Genomic DNA, 16,618 nt, shown 5'->3' with positions numbered 1-16,618 from the left:
CCATCATCGATCTCACCCGCCGCGGCGGACTGAGCGTGCTGCTGGTCGAACAGCACATCGGTTTCGCGTTGCAGGCGGCGCAGCGCTACTACGTCCTGCGATCCGGCCGGGTGACCTCCACGGGCGCGGGTGGCGTCGGCGCGGAGAACGACGTCCGCTCGGCGATGGCGATCTGAGCGCCGCCATGACCCGCGACAGGGGTCGGATTCCACTGCGCGAGTGGGTGTACGACTCGTTGCGGCGGGATCTGGCCACGGGAGCCATCGTGCCGACCGAGCGGCTCGGTGAAGAACGCCTGGCCGAGGCCTACGGTGTGTCGCGTACGCCGGTGCGCGAGGCGCTGGCCCGGTTGCAGGCGGACGGCCTGGTCGAGCGGCTCGCCGACGGCCTCTACCCGTATCGGCCCCGGCTCGACGAGCTCGATCACCTCTACGAGTTGCGGCTGGTGCTGGAGGCCAGGGGCATGCAACGCGTGCGGCCGCCCGGCGAGGCGCCCGCGCACGATCTGGATCTCGTGCGCGCGGAACTCGACGTCTGGCGGGCACTGCGCGACGACCCGCCCGAACCAGGACCGGCGCTGGTGGCCGCCGACGAACGTTTCCACACCACTTTGCTCGCCGCCGCGGGCAACGCCGCACTCGCCGACGCGCTCACCGCCGTGCACATCCGGGTGCGCCCGGTGCGCACGCTGGACATGCCGACTCCGGAGCGGATCGCCACGATGACCGCCGAGCACATCGCCGTGGCCGAATACCTGATGTCCGGTGCGGTGGACGCGGCGTCGGCCACGCTCACCGCCCACATCGACACCTCCCGCACACACGTGCTCGCCCGCGCGCAGCACGCGCTGCGCCTGACCAAACTGGGTAGCGCCGTACGAGATTGACGATCAGCAATTCCGCTGGAAGGGGAAGCACTCGGTGGGCCGGTGCGACGGCGGCGCGGGAGTCGGGCTCGTCGTACCGGTCGCCGGAATCGGCTGCGCCGAGTCGTGCGCCAGCGCGGTGGCGATCACGCCGAGCACGAACAGGATTCCGACCACGGCGATCACCACGACGGACCAGCCCGCGTAGGCCTGGCTCTTCGTCGGGGCGCCCGGCTTCGGCTCGACTCGCGGCTTCGGTGTACGCGCAATGGTGGTGACCGGCTCCGGCGCGTGATCCTCGAAGCCCGCCTCGAGGAGTTCGTCGCGGGCCGGGGCGATCTCCGCCAGCCCGAGCGCGCCGCACGCGCCGACCACCCGGTCCGCGGTCCAGTCGCGCGGCCCCGCGGAGAATCCCTCCAGGTAGATGCGCAACTCGGTCGCGTCGGTGACGTTCCCGACCACCACGTCCAAGCCCGGGCGCAGATTCGTGCGCGCCGGACGCACCACGGCGCCGCGGAACGGGACGAGCACCACGGCGCCGCTGATGTGCCCCGGGTCCTGCAGCGCCCGCTGGAGCATGTGCTTGACCGCGTAGATACCGTGTTCCACGCGCTCGGCGGGGCTCCCGGATTCCGGGTCGTCCAATTCCACCGGCGCGTCGCTGATCTTCCACGGCCCTTCGGCCGGTGTGCTCAGAATGCCGCTCTGCCTGCGCTGGAACCCGTGTACCTCCAGCACGGTCAGCCCCCGCGGTGTCCACACCACCGCGTCGACGCGCCGGTTGTCCGCTTCGAGATCGATCACGGCGAGACCGGTGGTCGGATACGACCGCAGGCACGCGACGAATTCCCGCTCGGCGCCGGAAAGCTCCGCTCCGGGCCTGATCCTCACCAGCATCTGTTCCCCTGCCGACCTATTGTCCACACCTGACGCCGCGCATACCCACTGCGGCCGCGGTGACCCGCACCGGTACTGATGATGACGGGGTACCCGGCCGAAAACCACTCCGAAAGCGAAAGAATGGTGCCCGCTGCGCGGGATACTGCCGAGTAGGCTCTTTCTCGGTCGGCACCGACGCCGGCCGCACAGACCACGCGGAGGTGGCAACCAGCATGGTTTCGGCGCTGCAACCACGCATCTCACCCGGACGGCTGCGGGAACTCGGCCCACTCAACTGGGTTGTCTGGCAGGTGCTTTCCCGCGCCGCGGGCACCGGCGACGCCCACTTGTTCAGCACACTCGGCCGCACCCGCGGACTGTTCCGCGGCTGGCTGCACTACTCGGGCAAACTCATGCCGGGCGGGCGGCTGCCGCGCCATGAGTCGGAGCTGGTGATCATCCGGGTCGCGCATCTGCGCGGCTGCGACTACGAGATGGATCATCACATCCGGCTCGGTCGCCGCGCGGGGGTGACGGCCGACATTCTCGAACGGCTGCGCACGGGTCCCGAAGCAGCGGGCTGGTCGGACAAGCACCGCGCATTGCTGGCCGCTGTGGATCAGCTGGTCGAGACGCGCGACCTCGACGAGAACACCTGGGCGGAGCTGGCGAAGCACTACGACGAGCGCAGCCTCATCGAAATCGTCTTGCTGATCAACCAATACGACGGGCTGGCCACGACCATCACCGCCTTGCGCATCCAGCGCGACGGCGTCTAGGCCTCCGGCCCCTCGATCCGGCCCGCCAATCCGGCCAATACCAGCGTCATCCCGAACTCGTAGGCATGGTCGGCGCTGTAGGCGGCGTCGTACGCCCGGCCCGCGGCCGTGCCGACGCGGGCGGCGAGCGGGTAGCGCTCCGCGTCGAACACCCGCGCCAGCACGGGCGCGGCCCGTTCCCACCACTGCCCGTCGGACATGGCGCTGTCCGCCGCCGCCCGCGCACTGTCGATGGCGATGCGGGCGACGGAGGTGACGAAGCCGAGCAGGTATGTCAGGGCGGCGTCCATGGCGATGTCGTCGAGTCCGAGGTCGGCGAAAGCACCCAGCTCGTGGTCGTACTTGGCGGCGAGGCCCGGCCCGAGTGGCGGCCGGGTGGTCGGCAGATACGCCACCCACGGATGACGGGCCAGCATGGCGCGGTTCTCGGCCGCGATCCGGACGACCCGCTCCCGCCAGGGCAGACCGGTGAGGTCCGCGCGCTCCATCCGCGCGTACACCGTGTCCAGCATCAGGTCGATCAACTCGGCCTTGCCCGGTACATAGGTGTAGGTGGCCATGGGGGTCAGGCCGAGCCGGTTGGCGACCGCACGCATCGTGAGCGCCCCGATCCCCTCGACGTCGGCGATCTCGATCGCGGCGGCGACGACCGCCTCGACGCTGCTGCGCTGCTTCGGGCCCCGGCCGGTGCCTGATTCCGGCGGAATCCGCCAGAGCAGTTCCAGCGTGCGCACCGGGTCACCCGCGCTGCTGCGTTCCTTCGGCTGTCCCACCGACACCTCCTCGACCAACTCGAACCACCGATGGTATCGGTGTGACTCAGCTCATGATGCGAGTCGCTCAAAAATAGTCTACAAAGTACAGTGTACTTAGTACAGATTTAGAACGCCGAGGAGGGCTTATGAAAATCACCGCTTCCGTCATCTCACTCAACGTCCCCGACCCGGCCGCCTCGGCGAAGTTCCTCATCGACCACCTCGGCTTCGAGGAGAAGATGTCGGCCGACGGGTTCGTCTCACTGGACCGTGGCGACGCCGGCCTGAACGTCGTCTACCTGCGCACCGGACTGGCGAGTTTCAAGCCGAAGAGCAAGGCGGGCAGTGCGGGCGAGGGATTGCTCGTCGCCTTCGTCGTCGACGACATCGACGCCGAGTACGCCCGGCTGCAAGACGAGGGGGTGCCGATCGTGACGCCCATCGAAACCGAGGAGTGGGGTGAGCGGTACTTCCAGATGAGCGATCCGAACGGGATCATCATCCAGCTGGTGCAGTGGGTGTAGGACTCGGGCTTCGCTCGAACCGATAACCGGGCCGGATGTGGCGGTATGGAAACAGGCCGCCACATCCGGCCCGTCGACTTGCCCGACGCGCGGCCGATCAGTATCAGCGCAGCGCCGCCCGGAAGACTTCGACCGCCGGGGTCGCCGGTCGGCCGAGCAGTTTCTCCAGGTCGCCGGAGCGCACGTCGAGGATGCCGGTGGCGATGCCCGCGTCGGCGTCGGCGAGCGCCTCGGCATAGACCTCCGGCAATCCGGCCCGGCTCAGCGCGGCGGCGTAATCCGCCTCCGGCAGGTTCTCGTAGCGCACCGGCTTGCCCGCCGCTTCCGAAATCGCCTGCGCCAGTTCGGCGTAGGTGAGGCTCGCACCGCCGCCGAGTTCGTACACCCGGCCCGCGTGACCGTCGGTGGTGAGCACCAGGGCGGCTGCGGCGGCGTAGTCGGCGCGAGCCGCGCCCGCCACACGCCCCTCGCCCGCGGCGCCGTGCAGCACGCCCGATTCCACCGCGTGCGCCAGACCGCCCACGTAGTTCTCCCAGTACCAGCCGTTGCGCAGCAGGACGTGCGGCACGGCCGATTCGGCGAGCACCGCCTCGGTGCCCTTGTGCTCCTGCGCGAGGATCAACGGGTTGTCGGTCGCGCCCGGAATGCTGGTGTAGGCGAGCAGTTCCACGCCCGCGCGTTCGGCCGCGCGAATGACATTGGCGTGCTGCGCCACGCGCGCGCCGAACTCGTTGCCCGAGATGAGCAGCACGCGGTCGACGCCGTCGAGGGCACGCTCCAGCGCGGCCGGGTCGTCGTAGGCCGCCTGCCGGACCTGCACGCCGCGTTCGGCCAGGTCGGCCACCTTCCGCGGGTCACGCACGATCGCGACGGGCCTCGATCCCGCGCGCAACAACTCCTCCACCACGAGTCGGCCCAGTTGCCCGCCTGCTCCGGTTACGGCGATGGTCATGACTACCTCCCACATTCAGTACGGATCAACATGCACTAACTATTCGTAAGTACTATGCATTCCGCACCCGCTGCGGTCAAGTTGGGTACGATGGCGGTTATGACGACCCAGCACACCGGCTCGGCCGACGCCGACGACCCGACGCTGGAAGCCGACGTCTTCGCAAGGAACTGCACCTCACGGCCGGTCCTGCAAACCGTGGCCAGTCGCTGGGGCACCCTGGCGCTGGTCGCGTTGCGCGAAGGCCCGTACCGGTTCAGCGCCCTGCGGCGACGGGTCGACGGCGTGAGCGAACGCATGCTGTCGCAGACCCTGCAAGCGCTGGAGCGCGACGGCATGGTGCATCGCGAGGTCCAGGAGACGATTCCGCCGCGCGTCGAATACACCCTCACCGAACTGGGGGCCGAGGTGGCCGCACACCTGGAATCGCTGATCCAGGTGCTGGAGATCAACATGCCCCGCGTGCGCGAGGCACAGGCGGCCTACCACCGCGACTGACCCGGCGCGGCAGGGGAAGAGACCCGGCGCGCCGCGGGTTACACGGACATGGAACTCGCCGCCGCAGTCGATTTCGCACGCGACCACCGCAGGTCCGTGCTCACCACGATCCGCCGCAACGGGCGCCCGCAACTGTCCAATGTGCTGCACGTCGTCGGCGCCGACGGCCGCATTCGCATCTCCATCACCGCCGACCGCGCGAAATATCACAATCTCGTGCGTGATCCATGGGCGGCACTGCACGTCACCCGCGAGGACTTCTTCGCCTACGCCGTGCTCGAAGGGACGGTGCAGCTCACTCCGGTCGCCGCCGCGCCCGGCGATTCCACCGTCGACGCGCTCGTCGACTACTACCGCACCGCCAACGGCGAACACCCCGACTGGGACGAGTACCGCACCGCGATGGTCACCGACCGCCGCGCCTTGGTCCTGTTCAGCCCCACCCACGCCTACGGCATGCTCCCGGCCGCCGGTTAGCCGGTCGGCCGCGGTCCGCAGCGATCGTGCCCGAAACCACTATGTTTGCCGCGCAGCGGGCGCTTAGGCCGTCCGGACGTGGCCCCATTGCGTCTCGCGGTCGGCCGCTCCCCCGCCCGGTACGCTCTTGCCGCCGCGATGCCGTGGAGCAGAACTCGGAATCGGTCGCACAGCGACACCGGCGGCGAATCCGGTTGCGGGCTCGCCGGACGGCGGATGCACCGACGGTAGACCGCGTTGCGGTCGGGCACGTCGGCGCAGGTCGAGGGGACTGCATCGAATCGAGCCCGCGGCGTGGCCGACCCGATCACCTCGCCCGGAACCATCCTGTACCGCGATCCCACCGGCATCGTGCTTCGCCGATTCCGGTGGCGGCCGCTGCTACGCGACTCCGATCGACCGGTCGACCGGCTCGGCGCACCGGTCGAATCAGCGGGACATCAGGTCGGAGACGGTGACGAATTGATACCCAGCGGCGCGTAATTCGGCGACGATGCGGGGGATGGCGGCGATCGACGCCTCGGCGTTCCCGTACATGACGTGCAACAGGACGATCGAACCGGGACGGACCTTGCCGAGCGTCTCGGCGACGATGTCGTCCGCGGTGACGCCCGCCCGGCCCGAATCGGGCTCGACGTCCCACGTCACGGTGACCCGGTCGTGCTCGGCGAGATAGTGCGGCAGCGCCCACAACTTCTTGCCGTAGGGCGGCCGGAAGGTGATCGGGCCCGCGTAACCGGTTTTCGTGATCTCGGTGTCCGTGCGCTCCACTTCGTCCCGGACCGTACCGGGCGTGACGAAGACCATCCGCCGGTGCGAATAGGTGTGGTTGCCGATCTCGTGGCCCGCTGCGGCGATCGCCCTTCCGTGCTCCGGGTGCGCGGCGAGATCACGCCCGTTCAGGTAGAACGTGGCCGGAATTTGCGCGTCGGCAAGAACTCGCAGCACTTCGGGGGCACGATCGGACGGCCCGTCGTCCAAGGTCAGCGCGACCACCCGCGCGTCGGTGTCCACCCTGCTGACCACGTGACCGGCCAACTGGAAGGTGCGCGCGTTCATCAGATAGAAGGTGCCCGTCCCCAGCAGCACCACCACGACGAGCACCGGCACAATTCCGATCAGCCACCTGCGAAGCATGCTCGCTGTATAGCAGACCGCCGGCGCCGGCGCCGACTTCCGAAGTCCTTACCGGCGCGGAAACCCTTGCCCGAGAAGCGAAGATGCTCGCCGCTCGGGAGACGGCGCGGGCGATCCCGCTCAACGTCCGCCGAGGAATGCCTTCGCGGGGACGAACAACTCGTGGCCCGATTCGAATCGGATGTGCACGCCTTCCGGCCGCCAATCCGCCTCCCGCAGGACCGGACGCTCGACGTCGGTGATGGCGATCTCGACGAAATGCCCGTAGGTCAGATCGGGGAACCGGCCCGTGTACACCTCGTAGGTCTGGTGACGGCCGAGCAGCCAGCTGCGTGTCCGCACGATGCCCACGTAATGGGTGGCGGTGTCCTCGGGATACTCGACGTGCTCGGGCTGCGCTATGCGCTGCACCGCCTCGAACCGGTGGAGGCCGGTGTCCGCGAAGACGAACGCCAGCGTGGCACAGCCGAGCACGGCGCCGAGCAGCAAACGCGCGAATGGCCCGGTCCGGGGCATGACCGCCCGGGCCGGGCCGTTCGAGGACGACAACGCGGATCAGAAGTTGATCATGTGCCCGGCCAGGCCGTGGAAGGCTTCCTGGAGGGCCTCGCTGAGCGTCGGGTGGGTGTGCACGTTCCGGGTCAGCTCGTTGACCGTCAGATCCCACTTCTGCGCGAGGGTGAGCTCGGGCAGCAGCTCGGAGACGTCGGGGCCGATGAGGTGCCCGCCGAGCAGCTCGCCGTACTCGGCGTCGGCGACGAGCTTGACGAAACCGGTCGGGTCGCCGAGGCCGTGCGCCTTGCCGTTGGCGGTGAACGGGAAGGTCGCGACCTTCACGTCGTAGCCCTCGTCGCGGGCCTGCTGCTCGGTCAGTCCGAAGCTGGCGACCTGCGGCTGGCAGAAGGTGGCGCGCGGCATCATCCGGTAGTCCCCGAGGGTGACGGTCTCCGCACCCGCGATGGTCTCGGCCGCGACCACGCCCTGGGCCTCCGCGACGTGCGCGAGCTGCAGCTTGCCGGTGACGTCACCGATCGCGTAGATGTGCGGCACGTTGGTGCGCATGTAGTCGTCGATCCCGATCGCGCCGCGGTCGGTGACCACCACACCGGTGGTCTCCAGGCCATAGCCGTCGACGCGCGGCGCGAAGCCGACGGCTTGCAGCACCTTGTCGACGGTGACGGTCTCGACCGAGCCGGACTTGTTGTCCTTGATCGAGACGGTGACCTTGGCGCCGTCGTCCTCGATGGACTGCACGGCCGCACCGGTGGTGATGGTGATGCCGAGCTTCTTGTACTGCTTGGTGATCTCCTTGGAGACGTCCGCGTCCTCGTTCGGCAGCGCGCGGTCGAGGAACTCGACGATGCGCACGTCGACGCCGTAGTTCTTCAGGACGTAACCGAACTCCATGCCGATCGCGCCCGCGCCGACGATGAGGATCGAGCCGGGCAGGTCACGGGTGAGGATCTGCTCCTCGTAGGTGACCACGTTCGCGCTGAGCTGGGTGCCGGGCAGCAGCTTGGTGACGGTGCCCGCCGCGATGATCGCGTTGTCGAACGTGATCGCCTCGGTGCCGCCCTTGGACAGCTCGACCGAGAGCGAGTTCGGGCCGGTGAAGGTGCCCTTGCCGTCGAACTCGTCGATCTTGTTCTTCTTCATCAGGAAGTGGACGCCCTTGACCCGGCCGTCGGCGACCTTGCGGCTGCGGTCGAAGGCGACCCCGAAGTCGAAGTTCACCTCACCGGAGATGCCGAAGGTCTTCGCCTCCTTGGTGAAGATGTGGGCGAGTTCGGCGTTTCGCAGGAGCGCCTTGGACGGGATGCAGCCGACGTTCAGGCACACACCGCCCCAGTATTTCTGCTCGACGATCGCTGTTCGCAGGCCGAGTTGAGCGGCGCGGATCGCGGCGACGTATCCGCCGGGACCAGCACCGAGAACGACGACATCGTAGTGGGAAGTCACGAACCGAGCCTAACTCCGCCGCGGGATGTTCACCCACCCATCCCCCACCCTGGTGAGACGCGGGCCACACCCACTCGCAAACTTTCCGTCATCGGGAAGAACGCGGTCCTTCCGCGGGGCTAGCATGCCGCGTGAACAGCCCTGTCAACCCGATCCCGGCACCCGTTTCCGCCCGTGAGTGGCACATGGCTGCGGCAAAGCGCGAGTAGACCCCTCGGTGGTGTGCCACTCACGCGGGCTGTGCGGCGTGGTCGGGTCAGGTTCGCCAGACCTGGCCGGCGACGCGGCGGAAGTTCTCGCCGAATATCGACGCCCGGTCGGTGGCGGTGAAACCGCGATCGGCCAGCGCCTCGTCGAGGCCGGGCAGATGGGTTGCGCCGAGCAGGTCCTCTGGCGGAACCCAGTGCAGCGGGCCCCATTTGGTGTACGCATCGGAGAAAGCGTCCGGATTGCTCGCCATTTCGGCGTTGAAGTCCTCGGCGTCGAAGGAGTAGTCCGAGCCGATTCCGATGTGCTCGATGCCGACCAGTTCGGCGCCGTATTCGATGTGCCGCGCCATCGCCGCGATCCGTTCGGCACCTTCGTCGGCAGCGTTGCGGCCCAGAAAGATTCCGACGCCGTTGATTCCGATCACGCCGCCGGTCGCGGCGCAGGCCCGCGCCTGCTCGTCGGTGATGTTGCGCGGGTGGTCCCAGAGGGCGGCGAAATTGGAGTGGCTGTAGATCATCGGGACGACGCTCAACTCGGCCATTTCCAGCCCCGTGCGCCGGGAACAATGCGAGCCGTCGGCGAACATGCCGACTTCGTTGAGTGCATGCACGAGATCGCGGCCGTACCCGGTCAGTCCGATGTCCTCGGTGTCCAGGCATCCGCAGCCGGCGGCGTTGGCGTGGTTGTAGGTGGGTAGCAGCGACCGCACGCCGAGGTCGTAGAACCGCGCGACGTTGTCCAGGTCGCCACCCAGCGGGCCGGAGTCCTCCAGATCGAACGCGAGCGCGATGGCGCCGGGCTCCCCGATGTCATCGATGCCGCGCACCAGACGAAACCGGTCGTCCGCCGACGCATCCCGGCGGAATCGATCCAGCAACGCCATGGAGTCCGCGGTCGACTGCCGGGAGTAACCGACGTTCACCGACAAGTACGATCCGGCCGGGTAGCGCGCGAGGTCGCCGATGCGCGCGGCGGGTGAGAGCGGCAGACAGCAGTGCTGCTCCCAGAGAAACGGTGGCAACCTCGAACCTCCTGGTCGGATCGGACTCGCCGGCAGCGATCCTACTGTCCGCGCCGAGCGCGCAGCGGCGCCCAGCGAACAGCGGGCCGCCGGCACTCGGCCGCGGTGGTCGAGTTGCCCCGTAAGCCAACAAATTTCGCGGTGATCGGCGGTAACAGGGCGCCCACCTCGACCGATGCACGTAATACATCAATCCTCCCGTGCCCCGAAGGCGGTGCGACCATGCGTCGCTTGCTTCCCTTGTTCGTCTCCTTCCTGACAGTCGCCGGTCTCTGGATCGCGCCCGCCCCGGCCTCCGCCGCCCCGGCGTGCGCCTCCGGATGGGGTTCGATCCCCAAGGCGAGCCGAGCCCACACGCTCGCACCCCTGACCGGGGTCCGCGCCGGGCGCCACGACTGCTTCGACCGCCTGGTGTTCGACGTCGCGGGGTCCGTGCCGGGATACCACGTCGGCTACGTCGAACGGGTGACCATGGACGGCTCCGGCGCACCCGTCCCGCTGCGCGGCGACGCGTTCCTGAGCATCACCGTCAACGCCCCCGCCTACGACGACTCGTTCAGCCCCACCTACAACCCCGCCAACCGTGCCGAACTCACCGACGTGCGGGACTACCGGACCTTCCGTCAAGTGGCCTGGGCCGGCTCTTTCGAAGGCCAGACCACAGTGGGTCTCGGCACGCGCGCCCGGCTGCCGTTCAAGGCGTACACCCTCGACGGACCGGGCAGCGGATCACGCATCGTGGTCGACGTAGCGCACTCCTGGTAACCCCACGCCGGGCGGTCGGCCACAATGTGGGGATGAGCGGTGTTGAGAACGTGACCGACCCCTACCTCTGGCTGGAAGAAGTGACCGGCGAACGGCCCCTGGACTGGGCACGCGCGCACAACGCCGTCGTGCGCGCCCGGTTCGCCGACTCCGATCGCTTCCGTGCGCTGGAGCGGCGCATCCTCGACATGCTCGACACCGATACGAAGATCGCCTACCCGGCTCGCCGCGGCCCCTGGCTCTACAACTTCTGGCGGGACGCCGAGCACCCGCGCGGGCTCTGGCGGCGCACCACGTTCGCCGAGTACGCCGAGGAAGCCCCGGACTGGGACGTGTTGATCGACCTGGACGCGCTGGCCGGCGCCGAGGACGAGAACTGGGTGTGGGGCGGTGCCGCGGTGCTGCGCCCGGAACAGTCCCGGGCGCTGATCAGCCTGTCGCGCGGCGGTGCGGACGCGAAGGTGGTCCGCGAATTCGACATCGAGCGCCGGCGGTTCCTCGACCCGGCCGACGGCGGCTTCTTCCTGCCCGAGGCGAAATCGGAGATTCGCTGGATCGACATCGACTCGGTGTACGTGGGCACCGACTTCGGCCCCGGCTCGCTGACCGATTCGGGGTATCCGCGGATCGCGAAACGCTGGCGGCGCGGCACCGCGCTGGACGAGGCGACCACCGTTTTCGAGGGCGAGACCGGTGATGTCGCGGTCTCGGCGGGCTACGACCGCACACCGGGCTACGAACGCCACTACGTCGGCCGCGCCACCGACTTCTTCAACGAAGAGGTCTACCTGCTGACGGACGACGGCACGCTGCGGCACCTCGACATCCCGAGCGACGCCACCGAATCCTGGTACAAGGACTGGCTGCTGGTGCGGCTCAAGTCGCCGTGGGAGGTGGGCGGTGCGAGCTACCCCGCGGGTGCGCTGCTGGCCACCGACTTCGAGAAGTTCCTGGCCGGCGGTCGGGACTTCGAAGTGATCTTCACCCCGGACGCGCACACCTCGCTGCACGGCTACGGCTGGACCGAGAACCACCTGCTGCTGGTCACGCTCGAGGACGTGCAGACCAAGCTCTACGTGTTGACCCCCGGGACGGATGGCTGGCGCCGCGAGCCACTCGCCGACACCCCGCCGATGGCCACCACCAGCGTGCTGAATCTCGACCCGCTGGAGGGCGGCGACGAGTTCATGTTGAGCACCAGCGGATTCACCAGTCCGGCCATGCTGCTGGCCAGTGCGGTCGGCGGGCGCACCGAGCGGCTCAAGCAGGAGCCCGGATTCTTCGACGCCGACGAGGTGGAGACCGAGCAGTTCTTCGCCACGTCCGACGACGGCACGCAGGTGCCGTACTTCGTGATCCGCCATCGCGACCGCAAGGATGTGCCGGGTCCGACGGTGATGTCCGGTTACGGCGGTTTCGAGGTCTCGCGCACCCCGGGCTACAGCGGCGCGTCGGGCATGGGCTGGTTGGAGCGCGGCGGAACCTGGGTGATGACCAACATCCGCGGCGGCGGCGAGTACGGGCCGCAGTGGCACACTTCGGTGCAGAAAGCCAACCGGCACAAGGTGTACGAGGACTTCTCCTCGATCGCGAAAGATCTCGTCGGACGCGGTATCACCACCGCAGGCCAGCTCGGCGCGGTCGGCGGCAGCAACGGCGGACTGCTCATGGGCGTGATGCTGACCCGCTACCCCGAATTGTTCGGCGCGATCGTCTGCCAGGTGCCGCTGCTGGACATGAAGCGCTACCACCTGTTACTCGCGGGCGCCTCGTGGATGGCCGAGTACGGCGACCCCGACAAGCCGGAGGAGTGGGAGTACATCAGCAAGTACTCGCCATACCAGAACGTTCGCGCCGATCGCGCGTACCCGCCGATCCTGCTCACCACCTCGACCAGGGACGACCGGGTACATCCCGGCCACGCCCGCAAGATGGCCGCGGTGCTCGAGGAGCAGGGCCACGAGTTCTGGTACCACGAGAACATCGAAGGCGGTCACGGCGGGGCAGCCGACAACAAGCAGTCGGCTTTCCAGGCGGCGCTGATCTACGAGTTCTTCACCCGGATGCTGATCGAGCGACACGCCTGATCAGCGGTCGCGCAACCACTTCTCGATCTGGTCGACGGTACTGGCGCACTGCCGGATCCAGCCGTTGTGGCCCAGCGGCTCCGGCTGGCGCCAGCGCGTCACCTCGGCGTTGGGCAGCTTCTCCAGCAGGTGCTCGGCGGAGCTGGGTGGGGTGAGGTCGTCGCCGGTCATCGTGATGGACAGCACCGGAAGCCGTAGCCGCGCGATGCGCTCCTCGTAGTCGATGTCCGCGCCGACCGGGACGAACCGGCCGGTGCGCGCCAGCCGGGCCCAGTCGGAGATCAGCACTTTGGACTGGCGGCCGAAACCCATCGAGACCCGGTCGCCGGGCCAGAAACCCGCCAAGTTGGCCGTCAGCGAGATCGCCGCGGTGCCGACCAGCATCCCCGGGCCCGAAAGCCCACGGTAGCCACGGTAATACGGGGTGCCGGACGCGACCAGGATGAGGCCGCCGAGCCTGCCGCGAATACGCGCGGCATACATGACGCCGAGCTGGCCGCCCATGCTGTGCCCGAGCAGGTACGGCGTGCTGTCCGGGAACTGCTCGCGCACCACTTCGAAGATCGCCGGGAAGTCCACCGAGACCAGCTCGTGGTAGCCGAAGGTGCTGGCGGAGTTCGGCTTCGGCCTGCTGTCGCCGTTGCCGCGCAGCTCGCCGATGGCCACGTCGAACCCGCGCGCCGCCAGTCCCGAGGCGAACAGTTCGTAATAACCCCCCGGGACACCGAGTCCGGGCACGATCACCAGCACCGGACGCGGCGCGTCCGGAGTGACCTGGTGCCGGTGCGCGCCCCCGGCGGGGATCAACCGCACCGGAACCGTGGTGCCGTCCGGCATCTGGATCGGAACTGTCTGCATCCCCGCACGCTACCGCGCTCGTCGCCCCCGATCCCGCAGGCCGGGACGCTATGCGCGCACCGCGCCGATGATCACCCTGCTCAGCACGCGGATCACGGCATCGAGCGGCGGACGCGGATCCGCACCGCTCCACGAGTCCACCACGTAGTTGACGGCGCCGATGATGGCGAGCATCCGCATCTCGTAGTCACCCGGGGGTATCTCGCCGTGCAGCGCGGCGTCTTCGGCGGCACCGGCCAGCAGCGAACCCCATTCCCGGCGCACCGCGAGACGGAACTTCTCCACCTTCGGGCCCGCGCCGACCACTTCGACCAAGGCGACGCGCGCCTTACGCGGATCGGATCCGATGGATTCGACGTAGGCGCGAACGGCGGCGTCGATGACCTCCAGCGACTTGGCGCCGGACTGAGCGTCCAACGCCTTTTTCACGGCGTCGCGCGACTCGCGGTCGATCTGCTCGTACAGCTCTAGGAGCAGTGACTCGCGACCGGTGAACTCCTCGTAGAACTGACGCGAGGAGAGTCCGGCGTCCTTACAGATGGCGCCGACCGAACTGTTGGCGTAGCCGTCTCGCGCGAAGACCGTCAGGCCTGACTCCAGAAAACGCGCACGCCGCTGACGCTGCCGGTCCTCCACGGGTTGCCCGGCATACATTCGACCCGTATTCGCATCCTGTGACATTGGGGCAGACAATACAGAAGGGCCCGAACTCATCGTCATCGATCGGGCCCTTCGTTACAACCGTCGGCAGACCGCGCGTTAGCCGAAAGTTGGCTGAACAGTTGCTACCTCATTGATCGGTCGCCGAGCCGAAGCCCGGCGACCATAGTAGTTTGCGCACAAGCACGCTCATCAGCGAATCGAGCATCCGGCAACTCCGATCTGTCCGTGAGACATTCCTTGTCACTGGCTATTTGCCGGAACTGACGATACCTAGCAACGTTGCGTTTGCGGGCAATTTTAGAGGGAAACTGTAGAATTTTTTGTTTCATTCCGATTCGTCGGTTACGGCGGGTTCGCCCGAATTTGTCGGCACGGCCAGCAATTGCGGCAGCGCGGCTACGGAATCGATGACGTGATCGGGCGCGCGGCCGGCCGTCGCACGCACGCCGGGACGGAATTTACCGGTGCGTACCAGAACTCCGGTCAACCCGGCGTCCTGCGCCGCGAGCACATCCGAATACAGATCGTCACCGATCATCAAAACCTCCGCGGGGTCGAGCCGCATGAGCGCCGCGGCGGTACGGAAACCAGGCGCGGCGGGCTTGCCGACCACCTCGATGCGCGCGTTCCCCGCCGCCTCCAGACCGGGCAGGTAGGCGCCCGCGTCGATGCGAACCCCTTCCGCCGTCGCCCAGGTCAGGCCGCTGTGCATGGCGACGACGGGCACACCGTCCAGCATCAGTTCCACCACTCGGCTCAACGCCGCGTGATCGAATTCCGGTCCCGCCCCGCCGATCACGACCACATCCGGATCATCGTCATCGAGGGTCAGACCGGCGAGGTCCGCCGCGATGTCGCCGTGGTTGAGCACCCAGACGGCGGCATCGGGGTAGCGTCCGCGCACGAATTCGGCGGTCAGCCGTGCGGCGGTGACGATCTCGGCCTGCTCGACCTCGATACCGGTATCGCACAGACGTTCCGCGATCTGGGCGCAGGTGCGCGAAGTGGTGTTGGTCAGGAAGGCGCGGCGCAGCCCGCTCTCGCGGATCCGGCGCACCGCGGCGGCGGCGCCCTCGATCTCCTGCCAGGAGGTCACCAGGACGCCGTCGATGTCGTAGAGCACGCCTCGGATCCGACCGCGGTCAGGCATGGCTTCAGCGTACGACCGGCCCGCCGGGCACGCCGACTCAGGATGATCCCATGCCGTAGGCGCCCGCTCTGCGAACTCGGGACGGCCGTCGCCACTGATCGAATAATCTTCATCGGTCGCTCCTACCGCTCGCCGTGGGCACTTTCGTGCTCGGCACCGACGGCTTCGTGCTCGGCGGCCTGCTCCCGCTGATCGCCGCCCAACGATTCACGACTGCGGACGGTTGCCATTTCGACACCGAGCAGACCGCCCGCTCAGCGGCGGCAAGCAGTTCCGGCCGACGTCGCGGCGCCCTTACCCACCGGAGCGGGTCCGCGCTTGCACAGCCGCGTGGGGCCTGCGCGCGGATACGCCAGCGGCGCGCTGAGCCGAGATCTGATGCCGATGGCCGACCTCATGCCCCGGTCGGCACGGGGTTGTCCAGCCCCGTCGCCCGCCGGTGACGCGGCGATGCCGATCTAAACCGGGAGCACCGGCAAGCATCCACCGAACCGGTCGAACAGGCGACCGACAGCAGGTTCGAGCAGACCCATCGCCGACCCGGGCTGCGCCGGTGGTGAGCTAAGCGGCCGGATCAGGGCGGATCGAGTCCAGCCGGTCCGCGCATCGAGTCAGCAACTCCTGCAGGGTGGCCCGTTCGTCGTCGGTGAACTCCTCGGCCAAGGCGCGTTCGACGCGGACCGCGCGGGCGTCCGCGTCACCCATCACCGCCGCGCCCTTCTCGGTCAGCGTGGTCTCCAGGACGTTCTTGTGCCACGGGTGCGGCGTGCGCTCGATGAGCCCGCGTTCCTGCAGATTGCCCAGCACAGTGTTCATCGAGGGCGGGGTGACGCCGCACAGCCGGGCCAGGGCGGCGGCGGAGATACCCGGGTTCTCCGCGAGGAACAGCAGCGCGGCGTACTGCGGCACGGTGACGCCCGCCGGCTTCAACGCGGCGTTCTTCGCCGTGTTGAGGGACTGCTCGGCCCGTTTGACATACGAGCCGATCCGTTCGGCGGCGGGCAAGGACGTCATAAGCGCATGGTATCCGCACGTTCCG

18 protein-coding genes and 1 pseudogene are annotated in these 16,618 nt (G+C 68.3%); 8 read left to right on the top strand and 11 right to left on the bottom strand.

Going from position 1 to position 16,618, the window contains the following annotated elements:
- Together ACFU5M_RS18500 and ACFU5M_RS18495 are read left to right on the top strand one after the other, a co-directional pair.
- Positions 1–176: pseudogene (locus tag ACFU5M_RS18500) on the top strand (ABC transporter ATP-binding protein); the annotation flags it as partial.
- A gap of 8 nt (positions 177–184) precedes the next feature.
- Entirely contained in the window at positions 185–886 is a 702-nt protein-coding gene (locus ACFU5M_RS18495) for a GntR family transcriptional regulator (RefSeq protein WP_379050487.1), read from the top strand.
- A gap of 3 nt (positions 887–889) precedes the next feature.
- On the opposite strand, the gene ACFU5M_RS18490 is transcribed toward ACFU5M_RS18495, so the two are convergent.
- Positions 890–1,762: an NERD domain-containing protein gene (locus ACFU5M_RS18490; RefSeq protein ID WP_379050485.1), complete on the bottom strand. Its 873-nt coding sequence runs from the start codon at positions 1,760–1,762 to the stop codon at positions 890–892.
- Positions 1,763–1,989: 227 nt separating this feature from the next.
- Here ACFU5M_RS18490 and ACFU5M_RS18485 point away from each other — a divergent pair, with 227 nt between their 5' ends.
- Positions 1,990–2,523: a carboxymuconolactone decarboxylase family protein gene (locus tag ACFU5M_RS18485; protein ID WP_379050498.1), complete on the top strand. Its 534-nt coding sequence runs from the start codon at positions 1,990–1,992 to the stop codon at positions 2,521–2,523.
- Here ACFU5M_RS18485 and ACFU5M_RS18480 read toward each other — a convergent pair.
- The gene (locus tag ACFU5M_RS18480) at positions 2,520–3,296 is read right to left on the bottom strand and encodes a TetR/AcrR family transcriptional regulator C-terminal domain-containing protein (protein WP_379050483.1); all 777 of its coding nucleotides are present in this window, start codon (positions 3,294–3,296) and stop codon (positions 2,520–2,522) included. The two genes, ACFU5M_RS18485 and ACFU5M_RS18480, sit on opposite strands and share 4 nt — an antisense overlap.
- Before the next feature lie 128 nt (positions 3,297–3,424).
- Between ACFU5M_RS18480 and ACFU5M_RS18475 the strand changes: the two genes are divergently transcribed.
- Positions 3,425–3,802, top strand: coding sequence for a VOC family protein (locus tag ACFU5M_RS18475; RefSeq protein ID WP_379050481.1), 378 nt, complete (start codon positions 3,425–3,427; stop codon positions 3,800–3,802).
- Between the two features lie 103 nt (positions 3,803–3,905).
- Here the strand turns inward: ACFU5M_RS18475 and ACFU5M_RS18470 are convergent, their stop codons facing one another.
- Positions 3,906–4,754: an SDR family oxidoreductase gene (locus tag ACFU5M_RS18470; protein ID WP_379050479.1), complete on the bottom strand. Its 849-nt coding sequence runs from the start codon at positions 4,752–4,754 to the stop codon at positions 3,906–3,908.
- Between the two features lie 99 nt (positions 4,755–4,853).
- Here ACFU5M_RS18470 and ACFU5M_RS18465 point away from each other — a divergent pair, with 99 nt between their 5' ends.
- Positions 4,854–5,252 (top strand): winged helix-turn-helix transcriptional regulator, encoded by a 399-nt coding sequence (locus tag ACFU5M_RS18465; RefSeq protein WP_379050476.1) that lies wholly within the window; start codon positions 4,854–4,856, stop codon positions 5,250–5,252.
- A gap of 48 nt (positions 5,253–5,300) precedes the next feature.
- Positions 5,301–5,729, top strand: coding sequence for a PPOX class F420-dependent oxidoreductase (locus ACFU5M_RS18460; protein ID WP_379050474.1), 429 nt, complete (start codon positions 5,301–5,303; stop codon positions 5,727–5,729).
- A 429-nt stretch (positions 5,730–6,158) separates the two neighbouring features.
- Here ACFU5M_RS18460 and ACFU5M_RS18455 read toward each other — a convergent pair whose 3' ends face one another.
- The 4 genes from ACFU5M_RS18455 to ACFU5M_RS18440 all read right to left on the bottom strand — a co-directional run bounded on the left by ACFU5M_RS18455 (position 6,159) and on the right by ACFU5M_RS18440 (position 10,056).
- Positions 6,159–6,866: a polysaccharide deacetylase family protein gene (locus ACFU5M_RS18455; RefSeq protein ID WP_379050471.1), complete on the bottom strand. Its 708-nt coding sequence runs from the start codon at positions 6,864–6,866 to the stop codon at positions 6,159–6,161.
- A 120-nt stretch (positions 6,867–6,986) separates the two neighbouring features.
- Positions 6,987–7,415: a hypothetical protein gene (locus ACFU5M_RS18450; RefSeq protein WP_379050468.1), complete on the bottom strand. Its 429-nt coding sequence runs from the start codon at positions 7,413–7,415 to the stop codon at positions 6,987–6,989.
- A gap of 6 nt (positions 7,416–7,421) precedes the next feature.
- On the bottom strand, positions 7,422–8,825 hold the full coding sequence (lpdA, locus tag ACFU5M_RS18445) for a dihydrolipoyl dehydrogenase (RefSeq protein WP_379050465.1): 1,404 nt from the start codon (positions 8,823–8,825) through the stop codon (positions 7,422–7,424).
- Positions 8,826–9,081: 256 nt separating this feature from the next.
- Positions 9,082–10,056 (bottom strand): dipeptidase, encoded by a 975-nt coding sequence (locus ACFU5M_RS18440; RefSeq protein ID WP_379050462.1) that lies wholly within the window; start codon positions 10,054–10,056, stop codon positions 9,082–9,084.
- Between the two features lie 222 nt (positions 10,057–10,278).
- Between ACFU5M_RS18440 and ACFU5M_RS18435 the strand changes: the two genes are divergently transcribed.
- Both ACFU5M_RS18435 and ACFU5M_RS18430 read left to right on the top strand, forming a co-directional pair.
- Positions 10,279–10,821: a hypothetical protein gene (locus tag ACFU5M_RS18435; protein ID WP_379050459.1), complete on the top strand. Its 543-nt coding sequence runs from the start codon at positions 10,279–10,281 to the stop codon at positions 10,819–10,821.
- Positions 10,822–10,853: 32 nt separating this feature from the next.
- The gene (locus ACFU5M_RS18430; protein WP_379050456.1) at positions 10,854–12,908 is read left to right on the top strand and encodes a prolyl oligopeptidase family protein; all 2,055 of its coding nucleotides are present in this window, start codon (positions 10,854–10,856) and stop codon (positions 12,906–12,908) included.
- Here the strand turns inward: ACFU5M_RS18430 and ACFU5M_RS18425 are convergent, their stop codons facing one another.
- The 4 genes from ACFU5M_RS18425 to ACFU5M_RS18410 all read right to left on the bottom strand — a co-directional run bounded on the left by ACFU5M_RS18425 (position 12,909) and on the right by ACFU5M_RS18410 (position 16,593).
- A complete protein-coding gene (locus tag ACFU5M_RS18425) occupies positions 12,909–13,766 on the bottom strand; it encodes an alpha/beta fold hydrolase (RefSeq protein WP_379050454.1) in 858 nt (285 codons plus the stop codon). It lies immediately after the preceding gene.
- Between the two features lie 48 nt (positions 13,767–13,814).
- Positions 13,815–14,447, bottom strand: coding sequence for a TetR/AcrR family transcriptional regulator (locus tag ACFU5M_RS18420; RefSeq protein WP_379050452.1), 633 nt, complete (start codon positions 14,445–14,447; stop codon positions 13,815–13,817).
- Positions 14,448–14,754: 307 nt separating this feature from the next.
- Complete coding sequence (locus ACFU5M_RS18415; protein ID WP_379050449.1) at positions 14,755–15,579, bottom strand: HAD-IIA family hydrolase; 825 nt, start codon at positions 15,577–15,579, stop codon at positions 14,755–14,757.
- A 561-nt stretch (positions 15,580–16,140) separates the two neighbouring features.
- Positions 16,141–16,593, bottom strand: coding sequence for a MarR family winged helix-turn-helix transcriptional regulator (locus ACFU5M_RS18410; RefSeq protein WP_379050447.1), 453 nt, complete (start codon positions 16,591–16,593; stop codon positions 16,141–16,143).
- Between the last annotated feature and the right edge of the window lie 25 nt (positions 16,594–16,618).

The sequence above is a fragment of the Nocardia sp. NPDC057455 genome (assembly GCF_042802775.1).
GTDB lineage: Bacteria > Actinomycetota > Actinomycetes > Mycobacteriales > Mycobacteriaceae > Nocardia.
Note: the sequence above shows the minus strand (reverse complement) of the source record. Positions and strands in the feature narration are given on the sequence as shown.